The sequence below is a fragment of the Modestobacter sp. KNN46-3 genome, from assembly GCF_011039295.1.
The window spans coordinates 1-21,742 of record NZ_JAAKGN010000054.1 but is presented as its reverse complement, the minus strand read 5'-3'; the positions used below and the strand labels follow the sequence as shown (position 1 = coordinate 21,742).

Sequence of the window (21,742 nt, the reverse complement as noted above, 5' to 3'; positions counted from 1 at the left end):
CCGGTTGTGTCCCGAGGTCAGTGATGCACAACGCAGTGGGGAATGGTCGCTGCCGGCGACGGCCTTCGGCCTGGCATGGACCTGTTCTCCCCCGTCACGCTCGGCGACCTCGAGCTCGCCAACCGCGTCGTCATGGCGCCGCTCACCCGCATGCGGTCCGGCGCCTCCGGCGTCCCCGGCGACCTGGTCGTCGAGCACTACGCGCAGCGGGCCGGCGTGGGCCTGATCATCACCGAGGGCACGTACCCCCGCTTCGAGTCTCAGGGCTTCGTCGGCCAGCCCGGCATCGTCACCGACGAGCAGGTGGCCGGTTGGCGCCGCGTCGCCGAGGCGGTGCACGCCCGCGGCGGCCGCATCGTCATGCAGTTGATGCACGCCGGCCGGGTGACCCACCCCGACGTCAACGGCGGCCGCCGGGTCGAGGCGCCCAGCGCCATCGCGATCGACGGCGCCGGCCACACCGAGCAGGGCAAGCAGGCCTACCCCGTGCCGCACGCGCTCACCGTCGAGGAGGCCCGCGAGGTCCGCGACGACTTCGTCGCCGCCGCCCGCCGGGCCGTCGAGGCCGGCCTGGACGGCGTCGAGGTGCACGGCGCCAACGGGTACCTGCTGCACGAGTTCCTGTCCCCGGCGTCCAACCAGCGGGACGACGTGTACGGCGGCTCCCCGGAGGCCCGCGCCCGGTTCGTGGTCGAGGTCGTCACCGCGGTCACCGAGGCCGTGGGTGCCGGCAAGGTCGGCCTGCGCATCTCGCCCGAGCACAACATCCAGGGCGCGCTGGAGACCGACCGGGACGACGTCCGGGCCACCTACGGCACGCTGATCGACGCGCTGCGCCCGCTGGGCCTGGCCTACCTCTCGGTGCTGCACGCCGAGCCGGCCGGGGAGCTGGTGCAGGAGCTGCGCCGCCGCTTCGACGGCCCGCTCATCGCCAACAGCGGCTTCGGCACGGTGACCACCCGCGCCGAGGCCGTCGAGCTGATCGAGGCCGCCCACGCGGAGGCCGTGGCCGTCGGTCGCGCGGTCCTCGCCAACCCCGACCTGGTCGAGCGCTGGGCCGGTGAGCACCCGGAGAACGAGCCGAACCCGGCCACGTTCTACGCCGCGGGTGCCGAGGGCTACACCGACTACCCGACCCTGCAGCTCAGCCAGAGCTGAGCCGGGCCGCCGGCGCCGTGGGCGATGAGTCCTGGCGCCGGCGGACGTCTTCGGTGGTGAGGCGCCCGGACGGGCGTCCGCCGAGCGTGGGCGAGGGAGAGGCATCGAGATGACCGGGAACGCGCGTGACCTGCAGTCCTGGACGGCGAGGACGTACGACGGGCTCGCCGACCTGCTGGCCGCCGGGCCGGCCGGGGCCTGGGACGCCCCCTCGCTCTGCGCGGGCTGGCAGGTCAGGCACGTGGTGGCGCACGTGACCATGCCGGCGCGGCTGTCGGCCGAGCAGTTCGGTGCCGAGATGGCGGCGGCCGGCGGGGACTTCACCCGGCTCTCCGACACCGTGGCGGCCCGGGACGCGTCCCTGCCGGACGCCGAGCTCGTGGCCGCGCTGCGTTCGCCGGTGCTGCACGGCTGGCAGCCGCCGGGTGGTGGCGCGGCCGGTGCGCTCAGCCACGCCGTGATCCACTCCCTCGACGTGACCGTCGCCCTCGGCCGACCGCCGGTCGCCCCGGCCGAGGGCGTGCTCGCCGTCCTCGACCAGCTCACCGCGGCGGACGGCGCCTACTTCGGGATCGACCTGACCGGCCTCCGGCTGGAGGCGGCGGAGACCACCTGGAGCTGGGGGGACGGCGAGGTCGTCCGCGCGGACAGCGGCCACCTGGTCGCCCTGCTGAGCGGCCGCACGCTCCCCGACGGCCGAGCCCTGCCCCGGGGCTGACGCTCGCCGGGGTTGTGCGCTGGTCGTCGCTTCCCGCGGGGCGGACCGGCGACCAGCGCACAACGGCAGCCCGGGGGGCCACGCGGTCACGGAACTGTTGTGGACCGTTCAGGCCCTTGACATGTGGTCGTCGTCACCCTGACGATCCCCTGTATGACTACGTTGTCATCGGGACCGCCCGACGAGTCGATGACTACGTTGTCATCGGACGTTGCCGCAGGTCCGGGCGCTGGTCGGACGCTCGGCCGGCTGCCCACGATGGTCGACGTCGCCCGCGCCGCCGGCACCTCGCAGAAGACCGTCAGCCGGGTGGTCAACGCCGAGCCCGGCGTCCGTCCAGAGACGATCGAGCGGGTGCAGCGGGCCATCGCCGAGCTGGGCTTCCGCCGGCACGACGGCGCCAGCCACCTGCGCCGCGGCACCAGCACCGCGAGCATCGGCCTGGTCCTCGAGGACCTCGCCGGCCCGTTCTACGCCGCGCTCACCGCGGGCGTGGAGCGCCGGGCCCGCGAGCACGGGTACCTGCTGCTCACCGGCTCCGCCGACGGGGACGCCGAGCGCGCCGGCCGGCTGGTGCAGGCCTTCGCCGCGCGCCGGGTCGACGGCCTGCTCATCGCCCCGAACCTGGTCGGCGACGAGGTGCTCACCGCCAATCTGCCGCCCGACGTCCCGGCGGTGCTGCTCGACCGGCCCAGCGCCGACCACGGCACCGACGAGGTGCTGTCGGACAACGCCGGCGGCATCGCCCAGGCCGTGCACCACCTCGCCGAGCGCGGGCACCGGTCGATCGCCTACCTCGGCGACGACGAGCGGTTCTGGACCTCCCGCCAGCGCCGCGACGGCTTCCTCGCCGCCTGCGCCGAGCGCGGCCTCCGCACCGAGGACCTGGTGTCGCTCGGCGTGCTGATCCCCGAGCGCATCGCCGCCGCGGTGTCGGGTTGGGCCGCGGCCGGGGTCACCGCCGTGGTGACCGGCAACAACCGGGCCAGCGTCGCCCTGCTGCACCACCTGCACGCGCGCACCGGACCGCGCCCCGCGCACGTCGGCTTCGACGAGCTCGACCTCGCCGACCTCCTCGACCCGCCGCTCACCACGGTCGCCCAGGACGCCGCCGGCATCGGCTCGGCCGCGGTCGACCTGCTGTTCGAGCGGCTCGCCACGCCGACCCTGCCGCCCCGCTCGGTCGTCGTCCCCACCCGTCTCGTCGTCCGGCGGTCCAGTCCGCCGCCGGACGGCGCGTCCGCACCACCCGTCAGGAACGACCGATGACCGCCCGTCCCGACCTCCAGGAGCAGCCCATGTCCCGCACCCGCCTCTCCGTCCGCGCCGCCGTCCCGGTCGCGCTCACCACCGCCCTGCTGCTGGCCGGCTGCGGTGGGGGCGACGACGAGTCCGCGGCCGCCGAGCCGGCCGCCGAGGGCTCCACCGACTCCGCGGTGCCCGACACCAGCGACATCGTCGGCGGGGTCAGCGAGGACGCCGCCCTGGCCGAGGGCCTCCCGGCGGACCTGGCCTCGCTGTCGATCGGGTCGAACGTGCAGTCGCCGCCGAACAACTTCTACGCCGAGGACGGGTCGACCCCGGTCGGCTTCGAGGTCGACATCATCACCGCGATCGGCAACAAGCTGGGCCTGGACGTCGAGTACTCCGACATGGCCTTCGACTCGCTGATCACCGGCCTGCAGACCGGTCGGGTCGACGCCACGATCGCCGGGATGAACGACACCCCGGAGCGGCAGGAGTCGATCGACTTCGTCGACTACTTCGAGTCGGGCATCACGATCATGGTGCAGAAGGGCAACCCCGCGGGGATCGAGGCCAGCGCCGACCTGTGCGGCCAGGCGATCGCCGTCGTCCAGGGGACGACGCAGGAGGACTTCGCCGCCGAGCAGTCCGCCGAGTGCGAGGCGAACGGCGAGGAGCCGCTGGCGGTCACCGCGACCCCGAGCGACTCGCAGAACCAGACGCAGCTGCGCACCGGCCGGGTCGACGCGATCCTCAACGACCTGCCCACCGCCGTCTACATCTCCCAGACCGCCGGCGACGGCGAGTACTTCGAGACCGTCGACCAGGACCCGATCAACGGCGGCCCGTACGGCATCGGGCTCAACAAGGACGACGCCGCGCTGCGCGACGCCATCCAGCAGGCGCTGCAGTCGCTGATCGACGACGGCACCTACGGCGAGATCCTCGAGGCGTGGGACGTCACCTCCGGCGCGGTCGACCAGGCGACCGTCAACGGTGGCTGACCGCGCCGGCGCGGCGCTGACCAGGCCGGTCGACGCACCGGGGGACGGCGAGCTGCTGCCCCAGGTGCGGATCCGGCACTGGGGGCGCGTGGTCGCCGGGCTGGCCGTCCTCGCCGTGCTGGGCTTGCTGTTCCAGGCGATCTCGCGGGGCGACATCGACTACGCCAGCATCCCGGCGCTGCTCACCCAGGACGTGATCCTGGAGGGGCTGGTCGACACCATCGTGCTGGCGGTGATCGCCCAGGCCGGGGCGATCGTCATCGGCACGGTCGTGGCGCTGATGCGGACCTCGGCCAACCCGGTGCTGCGCTGGGTCTCCTGGGCCTACATCTGGGTGTTCCGCGGTCTGCCGGTGCTGCTGCAGATCCTGCTCTGGTACAACATCGCGCTGGTCTTCCCGACCTTCTCCATCCCGATCCCGTTCACCGACGCCTACCTGCTCGACCAGCCGGCGAACGTGATCATGACCGGCTTCCTGGCCGCGCTGCTGGGGCTGGGGCTCAACGAGAGCGCCTACATGGCCGAGATCGTCCGGGCCGGGCTCACCAGCGTGGACCGGGGGCAGACCGAGGCGGCGAAGTCGATCGGGATGTCGCCGGCGAAGGTGCTGAGCCGGGTGGTGCTGCCGCAGGCGATGCGGGTGATCATCCCGCCGACCGGCAACGACTTCATCAACATGCTCAAGGGGACGTCGATCGCCTCGGTCATCGGCTTCACCGAGCTCATCCACGCAGCCAACGCGCTCTCCAGCCGCAGCCTCGCGGTCATGGAGACGCTGCTGGCCGTGGCCGTCTGGTACATGGTGGTGGTGAGCGTGGCCAACGTCGGGCAGTACTACCTGGAACGGCACTACAACGCCTCGATCCGGCCCACGGGCACCCGCGGGTCGGTGTGGGCCAAGGTCGGCGGCTCGCTGCGCACCCCGCCGTTCATGCGGAGCTCCCGGTGAGCGCCGTGGCGATCGAGGGGGCGGCGCAGGGCGAGGTGCTCGTCCGGGCCCGTGGGCTGCGCAAGCACTACGGCTCGCTGGAGGTGCTCCGCGGCGTCGACCTGACGGTGCGGCGCGGGCAGGTCGTCGTCCTGCTCGGTGCCTCGGGTGCGGGCAAGAGCACGCTGCTGCGCTGCGTGAACCACCTCGAGGCCGCCGACGGCGGCGAGATCTGGGTGGACGGCGTGCCGATCGGCTTCCGGCACGACGGCGACCGGCTGCACGAGCTGCGGGAGAAGGACGTCGCCCGGCAGCGCGCGGAGATCGGCATGGTGTTCCAGCGGTTCAACCTCTTCCCGCACCGCACCGTGCTGGCCAACGTGACCGAGGGGCCGGTGCAGGTGCGCGGCGTCCCGCGGCGCGAGGCGGAGGCCTACGCCCGGGAGCTGCTGGAGCGGGTGGGGCTCGGCGACAAGGTCGACACCTACCCCGACCGGCTCTCCGGCGGGCAGCAGCAGCGGGTGGCGATCGCCCGGGCGCTGGCGATGCGGCCCAAGCTGCTGCTGTTCGACGAGCCGACGAGCGCGCTGGACCCCGAGCTGGTCGGGGAGGTGCTGGCGGTGATGACCGAGCTGGCGCAGGAGGGGATGACGATGATCGTGGTGACCCACGAGATCTCCTTCGCCCGCGAGGTCGCCGACCACGTCGTCTTCATGGCCGGCGGGGTGGTGGTCGAGGAGGGGCCGCCGGAGCAGGTGATCGGCGCGCCGCAGCACGAGCGCACCCGTGCGTTCCTGGCGCGGGTGACCGCGTGAACCCTGCCTACCTGTCCGCCTTCGCCGAGGAGGAGGGCTACCTGGACTTCGCCCGGGTCGGCCCGCCGTCCCGGCCGGTGGTCGAGGCCGGCACCGCGGCGCTGGCCGCGGTGTCGGCCGCGGGGCTGGGCACCGTCGACGAGCTGATGGGCGCCGAGGGCCGGGCGCTGGCCGCGGCGTCCCGGTTGCTCGGCTTCCCGCCGGGCAACGTCGCCTACTCGCCGAGCACCTCGGCCGGGCTGTTCCAGGCGGCGTTCGCGGTGCACGGGCCGGTGCTGGTCAGCCCGGCGGAGTTCCCGGCCAACCTCTACCCCTGGTGGCGGGCGGAGTCGGCCGGGCGGCTGGACGTCGTCCCGCTGCCGGCCGGGCCGGTGACGCCGGACGCCGTCCGGGCCGCCCCGGACGCGGCGGCGCTGGTGGTCAGCGCGGTCGACTTCGCCACCGGCTTCCGGGCCGACCTGCCCGGGTTGCGTGAGGTGCTGGGGGAGCGGCTGCTGGTCGTGGACGCGATCCAGGGCCTCGGCGCGGTCGACGTCGACTGGACGGCGGCCGACGTGCTGGTCGCCGGTGGGCAGAAGTGGCTGCGCAGCGGCTGGAGCACCGGGGTGGTCGCGGTGTCCGACCGGGCGCTGAAGCGGCTGGACCCGCTGCTGGCCGGCTGGACCGCGGTGCAGGACGCCACCGACTACGACGGCGAGGAGCACCCGCTGGCTGCCGGCGCGGCCCGGTTCGGCACCACCAACACCAGCCCCGTCGCGCAGGCGTGCCTGGCTGCGGGGTTGGAGCTGCTGGAATCCGCCGGGGTGGGCGCCGTCGCCGGCCGGATCTCCGCACGGGTCGAGGAGCTGCTGGAGCTGCTGGACCGGCGGGCCGTGGTGGTGACGTCGGCCCGGGAGCCGGCGGAGCGGGCCGGGATCGTGGCGTTCCGGGTGCCGGGGGTGGACGGCGCGGAGCTGCACGCCGCGCTGGGCCGGGCCGGGGTCACCTGCACCCGGCACGGCGAGCGGGTGCGGCTGAGCGTGCACGCGACGACGACGCCGGCCGCACTGGACCGGGTGGACGACGCCCTGCTCTCACTGGGCGCGGCGGCCGCCCAGGCCTGACAGTGGGCCCGGGCGGCTGCGGCACCGGGCCCGCCAGGTCTCGATCCGGTGACGGTGGACGCCGGCGTCGTGCGGCTGACCGCGCCCGGGGAGTCCCCGGTGGACGTCAGCCCGGGCGACCGGGTGTCCTTCACCGGCGACGGCTTCGTGGAGGGGCCGGCGCTGTCCGCCGGTCAGGCGGCGTGCTGGGCGGGGAGCTGGTCGGTCAGGGCCTCGGCCAGGTGCCGGCCGCGGGGCGGCAGCGGCGGCGCCGCACGGATCAGCTGGACCGGCTCGGGCTCGGGCTCGGCCTCCTCGGGCGCGACGTCGACGACCGGCTCGGCCACCGGGGCTGCCGCCTCGGGCAGCGGCATCCGGACCGATGCCGGGTCCTCCGCGATGGTGGCGACGGCGACCAGGCCGTCGGCGTGGATGCGCGCGATGGACGCCAGGACGGCGGTGGCCATCTCCTCGATGGCCTGCACGTCCGTGGTGGCGGTGTGCTCGGCAGCAGCGTGGATGCTCATGTCGACCTCATCGGCAGCCTCGGCCCGCCCCGGAACCGGTTCGTCACGGCCTTCTGAAGACATGTGCGGCGACCTCGATAGCGTGCGCTCACCCCCCCCGAGAGGAGTCCTCGTGAGTCGACGTGCCGACCACCTGGTCGTCGGGATCTCCCTGGCGGCCGCCGGGATGGTCCTGCTGGCCGTGCTGCTGTCCGGCGACGCCTCCAGCACCGCTCGGCTGGTGGGCGCTGGGTTGCTGGTCGCGGCGGGGGTGCTGTTCGTCGTCTCCAGTCGGAGGGTGCCCGCGGGGCCGACGAGGGAGCCCCGGTCGTCCCGCGGCCGGACGGAGTTCGGTCTGCTGCTGGTGCTCGGCGCCGTCGAGCTGGTCCTGTGGGGCGTCGGACTGCCCGACCGCTCCGGTCAGTGGGGCGTCGCCACCGGCTTCCTCGTCGTCGGCGTCGGGCTGGTCGTCGCCGGCCGGCGGGCGCAGAGCCGCAGCTGAGGGGGATCGGCAGCCCGGCTCAGTCCTCCAGCAGCCCGGCCTCGTGGGCGAGGATCGCCGCCTGGGTGCGGTTGGCCAGGTCCAGCTTGGTGAGCAACCGGGACACGTAGGTCTTCACCGTCGCCTCGCTGACGAACAGCCGCCCGGCCACCTCGGCGTTCGAGTCGCCGCGGCCCAGCAGCGCCAGCACCTCCCGCTCCCGGTCCGTCAGCGTCTCGACCCGCCGCAGCGCCTCGGCGCGTCGGGGTGCGGACCGGCGGCGGACGTAGGAGTCGATCAGTGTCGTGGTGACCGCCGGAGACAGCGTCGCCGTCCCGTCGGCGACCGCCCGCACCGCGGCAGCGATCTCCCGGGGCGGGGTGTCCTTGAGCAGGAAGCCGGCCGCACCGGCGGCGAGCGCGGCGTACACGTACTCGTCCTGGTGGAAGGTGGTGAGCACGGCGACCTGTGGCGACTGGGGCAGCGCCAGGATCTGCTCGGTCGCCGCGAGCCCGTCCAGCACCGGCATCCGGACGTCGATCAGCACGACGTCGGGCCGCAGCTCCCGCGCCGCCCGCACACCGGCGGCGCCGTCCCCGGCCTCCCCGACGACCTCGAAGCCGCCAGAGGACTCCAGCACCGTGCGCAGGCCGAAGCGCACCAGTTCCTCGTCGTCCACGAGCAGCACTCGGACCGGGTCGCCGATCACGCCGGCAGCACCGCCTCGACCACGAACCCGCCGTCCAACCGGTGTTCGGCCGTGAGCCGGCCGCCGAGCGTGCGCACCCGCTCACCCAACCCCACCAGGCCGTACCCGTCACCGGGCACCGGCTCGGCGGGGCGGGCCGGCGCGCCGTTGACCACCCGCAGGTGCAGCTCCTCGGGGCGGCACTCCACGCTCACCTGCACGCGGGCGCCGGGGGCGTGCTTGCCCGCGTTGGTCAGCGCCTCCTGCGCGATCCGGTAGGCGGCCCGGCCCACCGCGGGGTCGACGGCGCGATGCGAGGCGGGGTCGGTGGCGCCGGTCAGGGTCAGCTCCATGCCCGCCTCCCGCGCCTGGTCGACCAGCCGGGGCAGGTCCTCCAGGCCCGGCTGTGGGCCCAGGGGTGCGTCCTCGTCGACGTCCCCGGCGCGGAGCACGCCGACCATCTGACGCAGCTCGACCAGCGCGCGCCGCCCGGCGGTCTGCACCTGCCCGGCGAGCTGCTCGACCCGGTCGGCGTCGCGCGCGGCCAGCTCGATCGCGCCGGCCTGCAGCACCATCAGGCTCACCCGGTGCCCGACGGCGTCGTGCATCTCCCGGGCGATCCGGGTGCGCTCGAAGAGGACGGCGTCGCGGGCGAGCAGCTCCCGCTCGGCCTCGGCCCGCTCGGCGCGCTCGCGCAGCACCCCCAGCAGCTGCTCGCGGGTCCGCTGCCAGATCCCCAGGGCGGCGGGGAGGGCGACGATCGCCCCGGTCGCGGCGGCGACGACCGTCCAGCCCCCGACCGTGACCGGGTCCGCGGCGACGGCGATCGCCACGGCCCCACCCATCCCCACCCCACCCCGGACCCACCAGGAGTCGCTGTAGCGGCCGACGGCGTAGCTGGCCAGCAGCCAGGGCCCGGTGGGGGAGAAGCCGAGCGCGGCCGACACGGCGCACACCGCGAAGGGGACCGCGGGCTGGGTGCGGCGGAAGAGGAACAACCCGAGGGCCATCAGCGCGGTGGCCACGACGACGGCGCCCAGGTCCAGCGACGGGGGCGCGAGGGTGCCGAAGCCGCTGACGATCATCACCACGCCCAGCACGGCGAGGCCGGCCTCCAGCGCGATGCCGCGGGCGGTGAGCCCCGGCCAGGTGCGCTCGCGGACCCCCATGGGCCGGAGCGTAGGTCCTGTCCGGCGAGCTGCGGGTCACCCGCGGGTCGACTGCCGACGTCCTCTTCCGGATGACCGGGTCGCACCGTCCGGTGCACGAGGCCGCGGCCTCCGGCCGACGCGCTGACCAGTGGGTCCACCGCAGATTGGGGACACCACACCGAACCCCGGAGGCACCCATGATCTCGGTCAGCGGACTGACCAAGCGCTACGGCGCACGCACCGTCGTCGACGACGTCAGCTTCACCCTCGAGCCCGGCACCGTGACCGGCTTCCTCGGCCCGAACGGTGCCGGCAAGACCACCACGATGCGGATGATGACCGGGCTGATCCCGGCGACCGCGGGCACGGCGACGATCGACGGCCGGCCCTACGCCGACCTGCCCAACCCGGGCGCCGTCGTCGGCACCCTGCTCGACGCCTCGGCCGTGCACCCCGGCCGCACCGGCCGGGCGCACCTCGGGCTGCACGCCATCGCCGTCGGCGTCGGCTCCCGCCGGGTCGACGAGGTGCTGGAGCTCGTCGGCCTCGCCGACGCCGCCCGCCGGCCGGTGGGCGGCTACTCGCTGGGGATGCGGCAGCGGCTCGGCATCGCCGGCGCGCTGCTCACCGTTCCGCCGGTGCTGGTGTTCGACGAGCCCGCCAACGGCCTGGACCCGGAGGGCATCCGCTGGTTGCGGGCACTGCTGCGCAGCTACGCGGAGAACGGCGGCACGGTGCTGCTCTCCTCGCACCTGCTCGGCGAAGTCGAGCACACCGTCGACCGGCTGCTGGTGATCGGCGGCGGGCGGATCGTGGCCGACGGCCCGGTCGGCTCGCTGCTGGGCGCCAGCGGCACCGCGGTGCGGTCGGTCGACCCCCGCGGACTGGCCGACGCGCTGCGGGCCCGGGAGTTCCACGTGGAACGCCAGGACGACGGCGTGCTGGTCGTGGACGGTGCCGAGCCCGCCACCATCGGCGCCATCGCGGCCGAGGCCGGGGTCGCGCTGATCGACCTGCATCCCGTGCAGCGCGGCCTCGAGCACCTGTTCTTCCAGCTCACGGACGACTCCGGAGCTGCCCACACCCCCGCTGAGCACTGAGGAGCCCCGACATGACCACGAGCTCGAACACCATGACCCTCGACACTGCCGCTCCGGCACGGCCCGCCGTCCGTCCGACCCGCGCCTCGCTGCCGACGCTCGTCGGCCTCGAGGTGCGCAAGACCCTGACCACCCGCTCCGGCCGGATGCTCGCCCTCGCCGCCGGGCTGGCCGGGCCGGCCGGGATGGGCCTGCTGGAGGCCAGCGACGATGCCTTCCCCTCCGTGGCCGGCCCGTTCGCCGTGGCGGGCATCATGACCGGCCTGCTGCTGCTCGCCATGGGGGTGCTGAGCACCGCCGGTGAGTGGACGCACCGGACCGCACAGACCACCTACCTGCTGGTGCCGCAGCGCGGCCGGGTGCTCGCGGCGAAGACCGTCGCGACGGCGCTGCTCGGCGCGGCCTTGACCGCCGTCTCGATGGGGGCGTCGTGGCTGATCCTGGCCGTGCTGGCCGACCCGGGCGTGTCCTGGGACGGCGCCGCCCAGGCCGCGCTGACCGCAGTGGGCGCCGGGGCGGCGTTCGCGCTGATCGGGGTGGGCGTCGGCGCCGCGACCGCGAACACCCCGGCCGCGCTGACCGGCCTCTACCTGACCATCCTCGGCCTGGTGCAGATCATCCGGGCCTGGGACGCGCAGATCGCCGACGCCGTCGACCCGCAGCAGGCGGTGCTCCGGTTCGCCCGCGGTGACGCCGAGGTGGCCTCGCTGCTGACGCTGGGCGGCTGGGTGGTCGCCGCGCTGGTCGCGGGCTGGGTGTTCAGCAGGCGGCGCCCGGTGCAGTGACGGCAGTCCACCGGCGACGGTCGGGAACCGGTTCGCCGGCTCCCGGCCGTCGCCGCGTCCCCGCCGCGTTCCGGCTCAGGCGCGAGCGGCGGCGGGCGCGCGGGGCGCGCGGGGCGCGCGGGGCGGCGCGGCCGCCCGGCGTCGCAGCGCCCATTCGACCACGGCCAGGTTGATCACCCAGCCGGCCAGCATCGCCACGACCCGGCCGGTGCCGCCGGGCTCGCCGCCCAGCAGCACCCAGGGCAGGTGGGTGAGCACCTGCGTGCCGGCCCCGAGGCCGATCGCGTAGCCGCGGGCCATCCAGGCGCGGTGGGCCAGGACGTCCCGCCGCAGGATGGCGAGGACGCCGAGCACGATGCAGCCGGCCATCGCGACGCCGAAGAACAGCCGGATCGGGGTCAGCAGCACGTCGTCCGCCGGTGGTCGTGCATAGACCAGCGTCATCCACAGGCCGGACAGTGCCGCCACGAGCCCGGCGGGGACGAGGACACGTCCCGCGGCTCGGTGCCACCCGGGCCGGCGGCGGCGGATGTGGGGGACGAACTGGAACGCCCCCAGCAGCGAGTACAGGGTCGCGCTCACGATGTGCGCCACGAGGGGTCCCGGTGAGGCGACGAACCGGGCGTTGGCGGCGGTCACGGCCGGGTCGCCGGCCAGCTCGGCGACCCGGACCGCCCCGGCGAGCACCGGGACCAGGCTGAGCAGGACGAGCCCTGCGGCGACCCACCACTGGCGCCTGCTCGCGCTGCTGGTTGCCATGGCGCTCTCCTCTCACCGATGGGTGTACGGCGTACACCTCATGACCGGGACGCTAGGTGTACGCCGTACACCTGTCAACGAGGTAGGTTCCGCGCATGGCTCCTCCGGGGCGGCGAGCGCCGCTGAGCACCGATCGCGTGCTGCGCGCCGCGGTGGAGCTCGCCGACGCGGTGGGCATCGACGCGGTGAGCATGCGGCGGCTGGCCCAGGAGCTCGGGGTCGTCCCGATGGCGCTGTACAAGCACGTGGGGAACAAGGACCAGCTGCTCGACGGCATGGTCGACGTCGTCCTCGGCGAGATCGAGCCGGCCGACCCCGCCCTGGACTGGCAGGCCGCGGTGCGGGCGCGGGTGCTCTCCGCGCGGCGCGCGGTGCTGCGGCACCCGTGGGCCCGGCAGGCGATCGAGTCGCGGACCCACCGGACGCCGGCGGTGCTCGGCTACATGGACTCGCTGGCCGGGACGTTCCGCCGCGGCGGGTTCTCCGCCGACCTCACCCACCACGTGATGCACGCGCTGGGCAACCGGATCTGGGGGTTCAGCCCCGAGCTGTTCGACGAGCCGCCGGTTGCCGCCACCACGCCGCCGTCGGCCGAGGAGCAGCAGGCGCTGGCGGCGCGGTTCGCCGAGGAGTACCCGCACATCCTGGAGATCGCCGTGGCGGCGGCCGGCGGTGACCTGTCCGGCGTGGGCACCGGCTGCGACGAGCAGTTCGAGTTCGAGTTCGCCCTCGACCTGCTGCTCGACGGCTTCGACCGGCTCCGTGTGCAGGGGTGGACCTCCGCGCGCGGGGTGGCGTCAGGCCGGGCGTGACCGCTCGTCGTCCGGGGCCGGCCGGTGCCAACCCTGCTCGACCGAGGCGCGGCAGCGGTCGGGGTCGTCGCCGCAGGCGGTGAACAGCGCGCGGAGCATGAACGGGCCGTGATCGAGGGTCTCCCGCGGGAGCGGTCCGGTGGCGACCAGCGAGACCAGCCCGTGGCCGATCGTCCAGCTCTGGATGGCCAGCTCCAGCGGGACGACGTCGGCACGGAACCGCCCGGCGTCCCGGCCTCGGCGAGCGGCCTGGACCAGGTGCTCCAGGGTGGCGTCGGCGGCCGGCAGGTCCTCCAGGTCGACGCTGGCGTCGAACATCACCCGGTAGAGGTCGGGGTGGGTGAGGGCGTTGTCCAGGTAGGCCGCGGCCAGGGCGGCGAGGTCGCGGACCGGGTCGTCGGACACCGGCACGGTCGTGAGCCGGGTGCCCAGTCGGGTGAAGCCCTCCTGGCGCAGCGCCTGCCAGAGACCGTCCATGCCCTCGAAGTGCGTGTAGACGGCCATCGTCGAGACCCCGGTGCCGGCGACCAGGGAGCGCAGGGTGATCGGCTCGCGCGCCCGCAGCATCGCGGCTGCCCGCTCGATGAGCAGGGTGCGGACCGCCGGGTCCTTCGGGCGGGCCACGAGCTGGACACTACATGCCATAACGCTGCTATGTTCAGCGCGAGCCCGGATCCGCCGGGCCGCGCGGATGAGGAGTCAGCATGGCGATCACCCTGGTCAACCCGAGCGGACTGCCGGCCCCCGACGTCTACCACCAGGTCTCGGTGGCGACCGGCTCGCGGATGGTCTTCGTCGCCGGACAGGTCGCCGTCGACGCCGCGGGGGAGAAGGTCGGCGTCGGCGACTTCGCCGCCCAGGTCGCGCAGGCCTACCGCAACGCCGGGACCGCGCTGGCCGAGGTCGGCGCCTCCTTCGCCGACGTCGCGAAGATGACCGTCTACGTCGTCGACTGGACGCTGGACAGGATGCCCGCCTTCCTCGACGGGGTGGCCCGGGCATCGGCGGAGCTGGGCGTCACCCCGGCCGCGCCGGCGTCGCTGATCGGCGTGTCGGTGCTCTTCGACCCCGACTTCTTCGTCGAGGTGGAGGTCACCGCCGTCCTGGACTGACCCCGGCCACTGGCTACCGGCGGCGGGCGGTGGGGCTCAGCGCGGGCGTCGACCACATGTTGTCGCCGACGTTGACCGTGTGCCCGGGCGGGACGATCGCGTCGATGCGGTCGAGTACGTCGGCCGAGAGCTCGACCCCGTCGGCGGCCAGGTAGGACTCCAGGTGCTCCATCGTGCGCGGTCCGACGATCGCCGAGGTGACCGCCGGGTGCCGGACGACGAACGCCACCGCCAGCTGTACCAGCGACAGCCCGGCCTCGTCGGCGAGCGCGCCCAGCGCGTCGGCGGCGTCGAGCTTGGCGGCGTTGGCCGGGTTCGCGGCGTCGTAGACGCCCGGGAACCGCTGCGCCCGGCCCACCGAACCGGGGCCACTGACGTCCTGGCCCTTCCGGTACTTGCCCGACAGCCAGCCGCCGGCCAGCGGGCTGTAGCTGAGCACGCCCATCCCGTACCGCTGGCAGGTGGGCAGGACGTCGACCTCGACGGCGCGGGTGAGCACCGAGTACGGCGGCTGCTCGGTGCGGAACCGCTCGCGGCCCCGGCGCTCGGCGGTCCACTGCGCCTCGACGATCTCCGAGGCCGGCACCGTCGAGGCGCCGAACGCGCGGATCTTGCCGGCGTGCACCAGGTCGGACAGCGCGCCGAGGGCCTCGTCGACGTCGGTGTCCGGGTCGAGGCGGTGCACCTGGTAGAGGTCGATCCAGTCGGTGCCGAGGCGGCGCAGTGAGTTCTCCACGGCCTCGGTGATCCACCGCCGGGACATGCCGCGCTGGTTGGGGTCCTGTCCGAACGGCAGGCCGACCTTGGTGGCGAGGACGACGCCGTCGCGCCGTCCGGCCAGCGCCTTGCCGACCACCTCCTCGGACTCGCCGCCGGAGTAGACGTCCGCGGTGTCGATGAAGGTGATGCCGGCGTCGAGCGCGCGGTGGACGATCCGCACGCCCTCGTCGGGGTCGGGGTTGCCGACGGCGCCGAACATCATCGCGCCGAGGCAGAGCTGGCTGACGGACATGCCGGTCCGTCCCAGGGGTCGCTGTTCCATGGCGGGCTCCTCGTGGCTGGTTACGATGACCGCCCGTAGTGGACAGCCTCTCCACTACCGTACCGGAGAACCTGTCCACTTGGGGAGCCATGTCCGACGAGAAGCCGCGCCCGCCCGTCCGGCGGGCCGATGCCGAGCGCAACCGCGACAAGGTCCTCGAGGCGGCCCGCGCCGGATTCGCCGAGAAGGGTGCCCCGCTGTCGATGGCCGAGATCGCCCGCCGCGCCGGTGTCGGGATGGCCACGCTGTACCGCAACTTCCCGGCGAGGCGGGACCTCCTCGAGGCGCTCTACCGGGACCAGGTGGACGACGTGGTCGCGGCCGCCGCGGCGGCCGGTGGTGGCGCGCCCGGTGCCGCGCTGATCGGGTGGCTGCACCGGTTCGCCGCCTTCTTCGCCAGCAAGCACCACCTCGCCGTCGAGCTGCTGGCCCAGGACGAGGGCCCCGGTCCGGTGCTGGACCGCAGTCGGGAGCGGGTCATCGCCGCCGGCCGACCGCTGCTCGCGGCAGCCCAGGACGCCGGTGAGGTGCGCGCGGACCTGTCGATCGAGCAGGTGCTGGACATGGTCATCGCCGTCTGTGCCATCCACGGCGACCTCGACTACTCGCGGCCGATCCTGCAGACCGCGCTCGACGGGCTGCGCATCAGTTGACGACCGGCCGCCACCTCCCCTGCACGTGGGCCGGGTGCGCGTCGCACCACTGCGGCCGAGCGCCGGACACCAGGGCCGGGGCGGTCGCTGTGGCTCGAACCGTCAGGCGCCGGGGACGGCGGCGTCCGAGCGGGTGCGCTCATGGTGCCGGCGGGCCTTCATCCGGTTGCCGCAGGTGGCCATCGAGCACCAGCGGGCCCGGTTGGGCTTGCTGCGGTCGAGGAGGAACAGGGCGCACTCGTCGTTGGCACACGGCCGGAGCCGCCCGGGGGTGGTGCGCTGCACCGCGTCCCAGGCCAGGACGGCGCGCACCGCGAGACCCCGGGCCGGCGCCACGTCGGTGGGGCTCCAGCGGATGCCCTCGTCCCCGATCGCGGGCGCCAGGCGGACGTCGGACAGCAGTGGCGTCAGCGACCGGGCCGGCTCGTCCCCGCGGGCGACGGCCTGGAGCGCATCCCGGGCGGCGCGGGTCGCCTGCTGCTCGGCCGCCGAGCCGTCGCCACCGCGGTCGCGCAGCCACGCCCGGCCGGGGTCGCCGTCCAGCAGGTCCTGCTGGACGCCGTCGACGACCGGCGTCGTGTTCAGCAGCTCGAGCAGGAACGTCTCGTCGGCGGGCGAGTGGTCCATCTGGTGCATCTAACCCCCTTGGCGTAGTTGACAGGTTACACCGACGCCTGCCATCTTCCTGACCACCAATCGCGGCCAGAGGGGTTAGGCATCATGACGCACGTCCACCACCGGACCGCCGTCGTCGACGGGCGGCAGCTGTTCTACCGAGAGGCGGGGCCGGCCGACGCGTCGGTCGTCGTCCTGCTGCACGGGTATCCGACCAGCTCGTTCATGTTCCGTGGGCTGATCCCGCAGCTGGCCGACCGGTACCGGGTGATCGCGCCGGACATGCTGGGGTTCGGGCTGTCCGACGCACCGCCGGTCACGGAGTTCGAGTACACCTTCGACGCGCTGGCCGGCCTGACCGCTGGCCTGCTGCACGAGCTCGGCGTGACGCGGTACGCGATCTACGTACAGGACTACGGCGCCCCGGTCGGCTGGCGACTCGCGCTGCGCGACCCGGCGGCGATCACCGCGATCGTCACCCAGAACGGCAACGGCTACGAGGCCGGCTTCGTCGAGAGCTTCTGGGCCCCGGTCTGGGACTACGCGCGGGACCCGAACGCGGAGACCGAGGCGGCGATCCGGACCGCGCTGAGCCTCGATGCCATCCGCTGGCAGTACCTGCACGGGGTCGCGGACGAGACCGTGGTCAGCCCGGACGCCTGGCACCACGACCACGCGCTGGTGTCGCGCCCCGGCAACGACCTCGTCCAGCTGGCGCTGTTCCGCGACTACCGCACCAACCCGCCGATGTACCCGGCGCTGCACCAGTACCTCCACGACAGCCGGGTGCCCGTGCTCGCCGCGTGGGGGAGGAGCGATGAGATCTTCGGTCCGGAGGGGGCGCGCGGCTTCGCCAGCGACGCCGTCGACGCGGAGGTCCACCTGCTGGACGGCGGTCACTTCCTGCTGGAGAGCGCCGGTGACCAGGTCGCCGGGCTGCTCCGCGACTTCCTCGGCCGGCGGCTCGCCGGCGCTGCCGCGGCCTGAACTCCGGTCAGGCGCCGATCGGGGGCCTGACCGCGAAGCTCTGAGCACCGGGGACCGGCCCGGTCCCGACGTCCGGCCCGGTCCGGCGGTCCGCCGGCACCCGGCAGGTGTCGGTGCCGGCGGACCCCGCGGACGTGTCGCCGGGTCAGTCCCCGCTGTCGGTCGGACGCTGCCACTCATCGCCCCAGGTGCTCTTCACCCGCTCGGTGATCCACGCCTCCAGGTCGGCCAGGCGCTCGTCGGCCTGCTCCTGGGTCAGGTCGCCGTCGGTGACGGCCTGGGTGACGCGCTCCTGCGCGGCCGCGACCAGGGCGTCGACCAGGGGGTCCACGGCCACGCCCTGCTCCTCGGCCACCGAGGCGAGCGTGGCGCCGTCGGCCTCCAGGGCCGTGCGCAGCTCCTCCTCGGTCATGCCCAGGGCCGACGCCGCGGTCCCGAGGCCACGACCGCCGCCGGGTCCGCCGCCGTGCCATCCGCCGTGCCCGCCACGGAGGTCGGCCGCGTCGAGGGTGGCGGCCACCTCGTCGACCTGCTCCTGGGTGAGGGAACCGTCCGAGACCAGCCCGGCCAGCGCCTCGGTGATCCGGTCGACCCGCGAAGAGCCCGTGGCGGCGGGGTCGGCCGAGTCCGTGTCGGCCAGGGCCGGGACGGCGACGGCGACGCCACCCGCGGCGAGCAGCCCGGCTGCGGTGAGGGTGATCAGCTTCGTGCGCACGATGGTCTCCTCCAACTCCGGTCGGGCGATCCGACCGATGTCGTGAGCGTCGGCCGAGCGGCTGTGCGCTCGCTGTCGTGCCCATGGGCCTCGCCTGTCGGGATTGGGCCCGCTCCGGCGTGCGATCGACGTGCCCGGGAGGTGGGGCCCGACGCGGACCGACCTCCGACGTCCGGCTGGGTCAGGGCGTTGCGAGGACGGCCAGGAGCTCGTCGGCGTATCGGCGCACCGCGTCGGGTGAGGGCTCGCCCACGGGGTCGAGCCGGCGGAGTTGCAGGTGGCCGAGGTACGCGGCATAGGCGATGCGGGCGCGGTCGTGAGCGCGAGCCCGGGGGAGGCCGAGCTCCAGGAACAGGTCGGTGAGGAAGCCGACGCGGGAGGCGGTGACGCGGGCCAGTGCCGGGACGACCTGGGGGTGGGTCGCGGCGGAGTGGACCGCGTGCTCGAAGCGGTCCTCGTCCGCGTCCCGGAAGACGACCCCGAGGAGCATGCGGAGTCGCTCGCGGGGATCGGCGACCTGGCCCAGCTCATCGACGACGGCTCCGGTGGCGAGCTGCTCCCACACGTCGAGCACCGCCGTCACCAGCTCGGCCCGGTCGGCGAAGTGCCAGTAGAAGCTCCCCTTGGTGGTGCCCATCCGCGCCGCCAGTGGCTCCACGGCGAGTGCTTCGATCCCGCTGTCGATCACCGCTGCGAAGCCGGCGTGGACCCAGTCGTGACGGGTGAGGCGGCCACCCGTCGTCTTCTTGACCACGCGGAAGACCCTACCGTACGGTCCCGTATGGACAGAGACCGTACGCGACCGAATGGTCGGAGGTCGTGGTGCGGAATGCCCATGAACGGATCGTCACGGCACCGTTCGCGCAGGTCGCCGAGCTGCTCGACGGCCTCGGCACCGACGGCGACCGGCTGTGGCCCGGTGACCGGTGGCCGCCGATGGTCCTCGACCGCGGACCGGAACCCGGCAGCGCAGGGGGGCACGACCGGGTGCGCTACTCGGTGGAGACGGCGGAACTGAGCGGACCCGTCCGCTCGGTGGCGTTCCGCTTCGCGCCGCAGACGGAGCTCGTCGGCACGCACTGGTTCGCCGTCGAGGACCTGGGCGACGGACGGGTGCAGCTGCGCCACGTCATCGACGCACAGCCGATCCGGTGGATGCGGATCGGCTGGCCGCTGGTGGTGCGGTGGCTGCACGACGCCCTCATCGAGGACGCGTTCGATGGTGCCGAGGCGGTGCTCGCGGGTGAACCGGTCCAGCGGCGCAGGCTGTCCCCCTGGGTGCGGGCGATGCGCAGTGCGGCCCGCCCTGCCGGCGCCCGGCCGGAGCCCGAGGCGGCCCTCCGGTCCCGGCGCGTCGCGGCCGACGCCACCACCGCGGCGCTGGTCGGCGTCGGTGCGCTGCACGCGGTGTGGGCGCTCGGCATCCCGTGGCCGGCCCGCGATGAGAGGTCGCTCGCGCAGACCGTCGTCGGCAGCAGCACCTTCCCGTCGGCCACCGCGACCTGGTCGGTCGCCGGCCTGCTCGGGGCCGCCGCCGTGGTCGTGCAGTCACGCGTCCGCCCGGGCCGCCGCGTCGCGGTCGTCCCGTTCCCGGTCGCGGACCTGGGCGTGCGCACGGTCGCGGGGGTGCTGGCGTTGCGCGGCGGCGCGGGCCTGGTCGTCTCCGCGTCGGGACTCGGCAACGCCACGGCGGTCTTCCGGGCACTCGACCTGGCCCTCTACTCCCCGCTGTGCCTCGCGCTCGCCTGGGGTACGCGACGCACCTGGGCCGGTGGCGCGCCACCCGCGACCGGGCCTCATGGTCTGCGCGAGGTGCCGAGCTGCGTCACCGCTCCCTGCTCGACGCGGTGAGGCCGACGGACAGCCCGACGCCGACCACCGCGATGCCCAGCCACACCAGCGGCCCGGGCGCCGCACCGCCCATCGCCACGCCGACCCCGGCGGCGGCGACGGGGGCGACACCGGTCAGCAGGCCGGCGCGCGCGGTGCCCAGCCGGCCGACGGCGGAGTACCAGAACACGAAGGCGACCGCGGTCATCCCGACCGCCAGGTAGCCGACCGCGGCGAGCTCGCCGCCGGTCAGCTCGGCGGCCGCCGTCGGTCCCTCGGTGGCGAGCCCGAGCGCGCCGAACACCACCGCCGCGAGCCAGGTGGTGTGCACCGAGACGCCCCACGCGCCGTGTCTGGCCAGCAGCGGGACGGCGAGCAGCGTGAACCCGGCCTCGCAGGCCAGGACGACGACCGCCCAGGCCAGCCCGATCGCGTCACTGCGGCCCAGGCCCTGCACCAGCCCGGCGCCGACGGTGACCACCGCGGCCGCCAGCAGCACCCGGGCCTCGGGACGCCGTCCGGTCATCAGCGGCCCCACCACCGCGAGCGCGATCGGCACGCTGGCCACGGCCACCCCGAGCACGGCCGGCTCGGCGTGCTCGGACCCGCGCACCAGCGCCACGTTGAACAGCACCATCCCCGTGCCGACGATGCCGAGCAGCCAGGCCCACTCCGCCCCGCGCGGCCTGGTCACCGACCGTCCGGCCAGTCGGACGAAGCCGAGCAGGATGAGGCAGGCCGCCGCGTACCGGAGCGACTGGGCGGTGAACAGGGGGGCATCGGAGAGGACGGCGGAGATCGCCACGCTGCTGCCGACGAAGCCCATCGCGGTCGCCCCGGTGAGGACGGCGGCCGCCGCCGACTGCTGCTGGGGTGCTTCCACGGTGGTCGTCATGGCTGCCATGCTGCTGGCCTGCTGGTCCACCGTGGAGGGCCAATCACCGTCGTCGGGAGTGGACCAATGCGCGGCGCTGACTTCCTCCAGCTCGACCCGGCGGCCGCACCGGCGCGCGGACTGACCGACTGGCTGACCGCCGAGGTGCGGGCGGCGGTGCTGGACGGCCGCCTGGCGGCGGGCGACCGGCTGCCGGCCACCCGCGCACTGGCCGGTGACCTGGGCATCGCCCGCGGGGTGGTGGTCGAGGCGTACCAGCGGCTGGTGGACGAGGGGCTGGTGGCGGCCCGGACCGAGTCCGCACCCCGCGACCGCAGCGTCTGGGCCAGCAGCGCCAGCGCCTGCGCCACCCCGGACACCACCAGGACCTGCTCCGGCGCGACCTGAAGGCCTCGGGTCCGGCCGAGCCAGCCGGCCAGCTCGCCCCGCAGCCGGGCGCTCCCCCGTGGGTCGCCGTAGCCCAGGTCCGCCGCCGACGCGTCCCGCAGCACCGCCCGTTCCGCCCGCAGCCAGGCCGCCCGCGGGAACGCCGCCAGGTCGGGCACCCCCGGCGACAGGTCGATCTCGGCCTCTTATACACCTCTGACGCTGCCGCCGCAGCTATAGCTCTCGGTCTTGGTGTTGCCAGTATCATGACAACAATAAACTGAGATGACTAAGA

The 21,742-nt window shown here is 74.6% G+C and carries 26 protein-coding genes and 1 pseudogene; 16 read left to right on the top strand and 11 right to left on the bottom strand.

What is annotated here, in order from left to right:
• The first annotated feature begins 75 nt into the window (after positions 1 to 75).
• The 7 genes from G5C62_RS13215 (at position 76) to G5C62_RS13185 (ending at position 6,971) form a co-directional block, all read left to right on the top strand.
• A complete protein-coding gene (locus tag G5C62_RS13215; RefSeq protein WP_164701350.1) occupies positions 76 to 1,158 on the top strand; it encodes an alkene reductase in 1,083 nt (360 codons plus the stop codon).
• 109 nt (positions 1,159 to 1,267) lie between these two features.
• The gene (locus G5C62_RS13210; RefSeq protein ID WP_164701349.1) at positions 1,268 to 1,876 is read left to right on the top strand and encodes a maleylpyruvate isomerase family mycothiol-dependent enzyme; all 609 of its coding nucleotides are present in this window, start codon (positions 1,268 to 1,270) and stop codon (positions 1,874 to 1,876) included.
• Positions 1,877 to 2,134: 258 nt separating this feature from the next.
• The gene (locus tag G5C62_RS13205; protein ID WP_164701348.1) at positions 2,135 to 3,145 is read left to right on the top strand and encodes a LacI family DNA-binding transcriptional regulator; all 1,011 of its coding nucleotides are present in this window, start codon (positions 2,135 to 2,137) and stop codon (positions 3,143 to 3,145) included.
• Between the two features lie 29 nt (positions 3,146 to 3,174).
• Complete coding sequence (locus tag G5C62_RS13200) at positions 3,175 to 4,125, top strand: ABC transporter substrate-binding protein (RefSeq protein ID WP_036333979.1); 951 nt, start codon at positions 3,175 to 3,177, stop codon at positions 4,123 to 4,125.
• Positions 4,118 to 5,074, top strand: a complete 957-nt coding sequence (locus tag G5C62_RS13195; RefSeq protein WP_241175883.1) for an amino acid ABC transporter permease — start codon at positions 4,118 to 4,120, stop codon at positions 5,072 to 5,074. The genes G5C62_RS13200 and G5C62_RS13195 overlap by 8 nt, the downstream gene beginning before the upstream one ends.
• Complete coding sequence (locus G5C62_RS13190) at positions 5,071 to 5,868, top strand: amino acid ABC transporter ATP-binding protein (protein ID WP_346774121.1); 798 nt, start codon at positions 5,071 to 5,073, stop codon at positions 5,866 to 5,868. The genes G5C62_RS13195 and G5C62_RS13190 overlap by 4 nt, the downstream gene beginning before the upstream one ends.
• The gene (locus tag G5C62_RS13185) at positions 5,865 to 6,971 is read left to right on the top strand and encodes an aminotransferase class V-fold PLP-dependent enzyme (RefSeq protein WP_164701347.1); all 1,107 of its coding nucleotides are present in this window, start codon (positions 5,865 to 5,867) and stop codon (positions 6,969 to 6,971) included. The genes G5C62_RS13190 and G5C62_RS13185 overlap by 4 nt, the downstream gene beginning before the upstream one ends.
• 173 nt (positions 6,972 to 7,144) lie before the next feature.
• Here G5C62_RS13185 and G5C62_RS13180 read toward each other — a convergent pair whose 3' ends face one another.
• Positions 7,145 to 7,477: a hypothetical protein gene (locus G5C62_RS13180; protein WP_036333947.1), complete on the bottom strand. Its 333-nt coding sequence runs from the start codon at positions 7,475 to 7,477 to the stop codon at positions 7,145 to 7,147.
• Between the two features lie 112 nt (positions 7,478 to 7,589).
• On the opposite strand from G5C62_RS13180, the gene G5C62_RS13175 reads away from it, so the two are divergent.
• Positions 7,590 to 7,958: a hypothetical protein gene (locus tag G5C62_RS13175; protein ID WP_036333948.1), complete on the top strand. Its 369-nt coding sequence runs from the start codon at positions 7,590 to 7,592 to the stop codon at positions 7,956 to 7,958.
• Between the two features lie 19 nt (positions 7,959 to 7,977).
• Here the strand turns inward: G5C62_RS13175 and G5C62_RS13170 are convergent, their stop codons facing one another.
• Together G5C62_RS13170 and G5C62_RS13165 are read right to left on the bottom strand one after the other, a co-directional pair.
• Positions 7,978 to 8,646, bottom strand: a complete 669-nt coding sequence (locus tag G5C62_RS13170) for a response regulator transcription factor (protein WP_164701346.1) — start codon at positions 8,644 to 8,646, stop codon at positions 7,978 to 7,980.
• On the bottom strand, positions 8,643 to 9,794 hold the full coding sequence (locus G5C62_RS13165; RefSeq protein ID WP_052090801.1) for a sensor histidine kinase: 1,152 nt from the start codon (positions 9,792 to 9,794) through the stop codon (positions 8,643 to 8,645). Before G5C62_RS13165 ends, G5C62_RS13170 begins: the two co-directional genes overlap by 4 nt.
• A gap of 179 nt (positions 9,795 to 9,973) precedes the next feature.
• On the opposite strand from G5C62_RS13165, the gene G5C62_RS13160 reads away from it, so the two are divergent.
• Together G5C62_RS13160 and G5C62_RS13155 are read left to right on the top strand one after the other, a co-directional pair.
• Complete coding sequence (locus G5C62_RS13160) at positions 9,974 to 10,876, top strand: ABC transporter ATP-binding protein (protein ID WP_164701345.1); 903 nt, start codon at positions 9,974 to 9,976, stop codon at positions 10,874 to 10,876.
• Between the two features lie 11 nt (positions 10,877 to 10,887).
• Positions 10,888 to 11,661, top strand: coding sequence for a hypothetical protein (locus G5C62_RS13155; protein WP_164701344.1), 774 nt, complete (start codon positions 10,888 to 10,890; stop codon positions 11,659 to 11,661).
• Positions 11,662 to 11,736: 75 nt separating this feature from the next.
• On the opposite strand, the gene G5C62_RS13150 is transcribed toward G5C62_RS13155, so the two are convergent.
• A complete protein-coding gene (locus tag G5C62_RS13150) occupies positions 11,737 to 12,420 on the bottom strand; it encodes a DUF2306 domain-containing protein (RefSeq protein ID WP_164701343.1) in 684 nt (227 codons plus the stop codon).
• 95 nt (positions 12,421 to 12,515) lie between these two features.
• On the opposite strand from G5C62_RS13150, the gene G5C62_RS13145 reads away from it, so the two are divergent.
• Complete coding sequence (locus G5C62_RS13145) at positions 12,516 to 13,232, top strand: TetR/AcrR family transcriptional regulator (protein WP_164701342.1); 717 nt, start codon at positions 12,516 to 12,518, stop codon at positions 13,230 to 13,232.
• Here G5C62_RS13145 and G5C62_RS13140 read toward each other — a convergent pair.
• Complete coding sequence (locus G5C62_RS13140; RefSeq protein WP_036335433.1) at positions 13,218 to 13,856, bottom strand: TetR/AcrR family transcriptional regulator; 639 nt, start codon at positions 13,854 to 13,856, stop codon at positions 13,218 to 13,220. The genes G5C62_RS13145 and G5C62_RS13140 overlap by 15 nt on opposite strands.
• Before the next feature lie 80 nt (positions 13,857 to 13,936).
• On the opposite strand from G5C62_RS13140, the gene G5C62_RS13135 reads away from it, so the two are divergent.
• Positions 13,937 to 14,344, top strand: a complete 408-nt coding sequence (locus G5C62_RS13135) for a RidA family protein (protein WP_164701341.1) — start codon at positions 13,937 to 13,939, stop codon at positions 14,342 to 14,344.
• A 13-nt stretch (positions 14,345 to 14,357) separates the two neighbouring features.
• On the opposite strand, the gene G5C62_RS13130 is transcribed toward G5C62_RS13135, so the two are convergent.
• A complete protein-coding gene (locus tag G5C62_RS13130; RefSeq protein WP_164701340.1) occupies positions 14,358 to 15,386 on the bottom strand; it encodes an aldo/keto reductase in 1,029 nt (342 codons plus the stop codon).
• Positions 15,387 to 15,475: 89 nt separating this feature from the next.
• Here G5C62_RS13130 and G5C62_RS13125 point away from each other — a divergent pair, with 89 nt between their 5' ends.
• Positions 15,476 to 16,039: a TetR/AcrR family transcriptional regulator gene (locus G5C62_RS13125; protein WP_036335430.1), complete on the top strand. Its 564-nt coding sequence runs from the start codon at positions 15,476 to 15,478 to the stop codon at positions 16,037 to 16,039.
• A 102-nt stretch (positions 16,040 to 16,141) separates the two neighbouring features.
• Here the strand turns inward: G5C62_RS13125 and G5C62_RS13120 are convergent, their stop codons facing one another.
• Entirely contained in the window at positions 16,142 to 16,675 is a 534-nt protein-coding gene (locus G5C62_RS13120; RefSeq protein ID WP_081975300.1) for a CGNR zinc finger domain-containing protein, read from the bottom strand.
• A gap of 84 nt (positions 16,676 to 16,759) precedes the next feature.
• Between G5C62_RS13120 and G5C62_RS13115 the strand changes: the two genes are divergently transcribed.
• Positions 16,760 to 17,641, top strand: a complete 882-nt coding sequence (locus tag G5C62_RS13115; RefSeq protein WP_164701339.1) for an alpha/beta fold hydrolase — start codon at positions 16,760 to 16,762, stop codon at positions 17,639 to 17,641.
• 145 nt (positions 17,642 to 17,786) lie between these two features.
• Here G5C62_RS13115 and G5C62_RS13110 read toward each other — a convergent pair whose 3' ends face one another.
• Together G5C62_RS13110 and G5C62_RS13105 are read right to left on the bottom strand one after the other, a co-directional pair.
• The gene (locus G5C62_RS13110) at positions 17,787 to 18,356 is read right to left on the bottom strand and encodes a hypothetical protein (RefSeq protein WP_164701338.1); all 570 of its coding nucleotides are present in this window, start codon (positions 18,354 to 18,356) and stop codon (positions 17,787 to 17,789) included.
• Between the two features lie 181 nt (positions 18,357 to 18,537).
• The gene (locus G5C62_RS13105) at positions 18,538 to 19,110 is read right to left on the bottom strand and encodes a TetR/AcrR family transcriptional regulator (RefSeq protein WP_064972391.1); all 573 of its coding nucleotides are present in this window, start codon (positions 19,108 to 19,110) and stop codon (positions 18,538 to 18,540) included.
• A 68-nt stretch (positions 19,111 to 19,178) separates the two neighbouring features.
• Between G5C62_RS13105 and G5C62_RS13100 the strand changes: the two genes are divergently transcribed.
• Entirely contained in the window at positions 19,179 to 20,207 is a 1,029-nt protein-coding gene (locus G5C62_RS13100) for a DUF3995 domain-containing protein (protein WP_164701337.1), read from the top strand.
• On the opposite strand, the gene G5C62_RS13095 is transcribed toward G5C62_RS13100, so the two are convergent.
• Complete coding sequence (locus tag G5C62_RS13095) at positions 20,182 to 21,081, bottom strand: DMT family transporter (protein ID WP_164701336.1); 900 nt, start codon at positions 21,079 to 21,081, stop codon at positions 20,182 to 20,184. The two genes, G5C62_RS13100 and G5C62_RS13095, sit on opposite strands and share 26 nt — an antisense overlap.
• A 66-nt stretch (positions 21,082 to 21,147) precedes the next feature.
• Here G5C62_RS13095 and G5C62_RS13090 point away from each other — a divergent pair, with 66 nt between their 5' ends.
• Entirely contained in the window at positions 21,148 to 21,468 is a 321-nt protein-coding gene (locus G5C62_RS13090; RefSeq protein WP_241175882.1) for a GntR family transcriptional regulator, read from the top strand.
• On the opposite strand, the pseudogene G5C62_RS13085 reads toward G5C62_RS13090, so the two are convergent.
• Positions 21,438 to 21,626, bottom strand: a pseudogene (locus G5C62_RS13085) (PLP-dependent aminotransferase family protein); the annotation flags it as partial. The gene G5C62_RS13090 and the pseudogene G5C62_RS13085 overlap by 31 nt on opposite strands.
• Positions 21,627 to 21,742 lie beyond the last annotated feature (116 nt).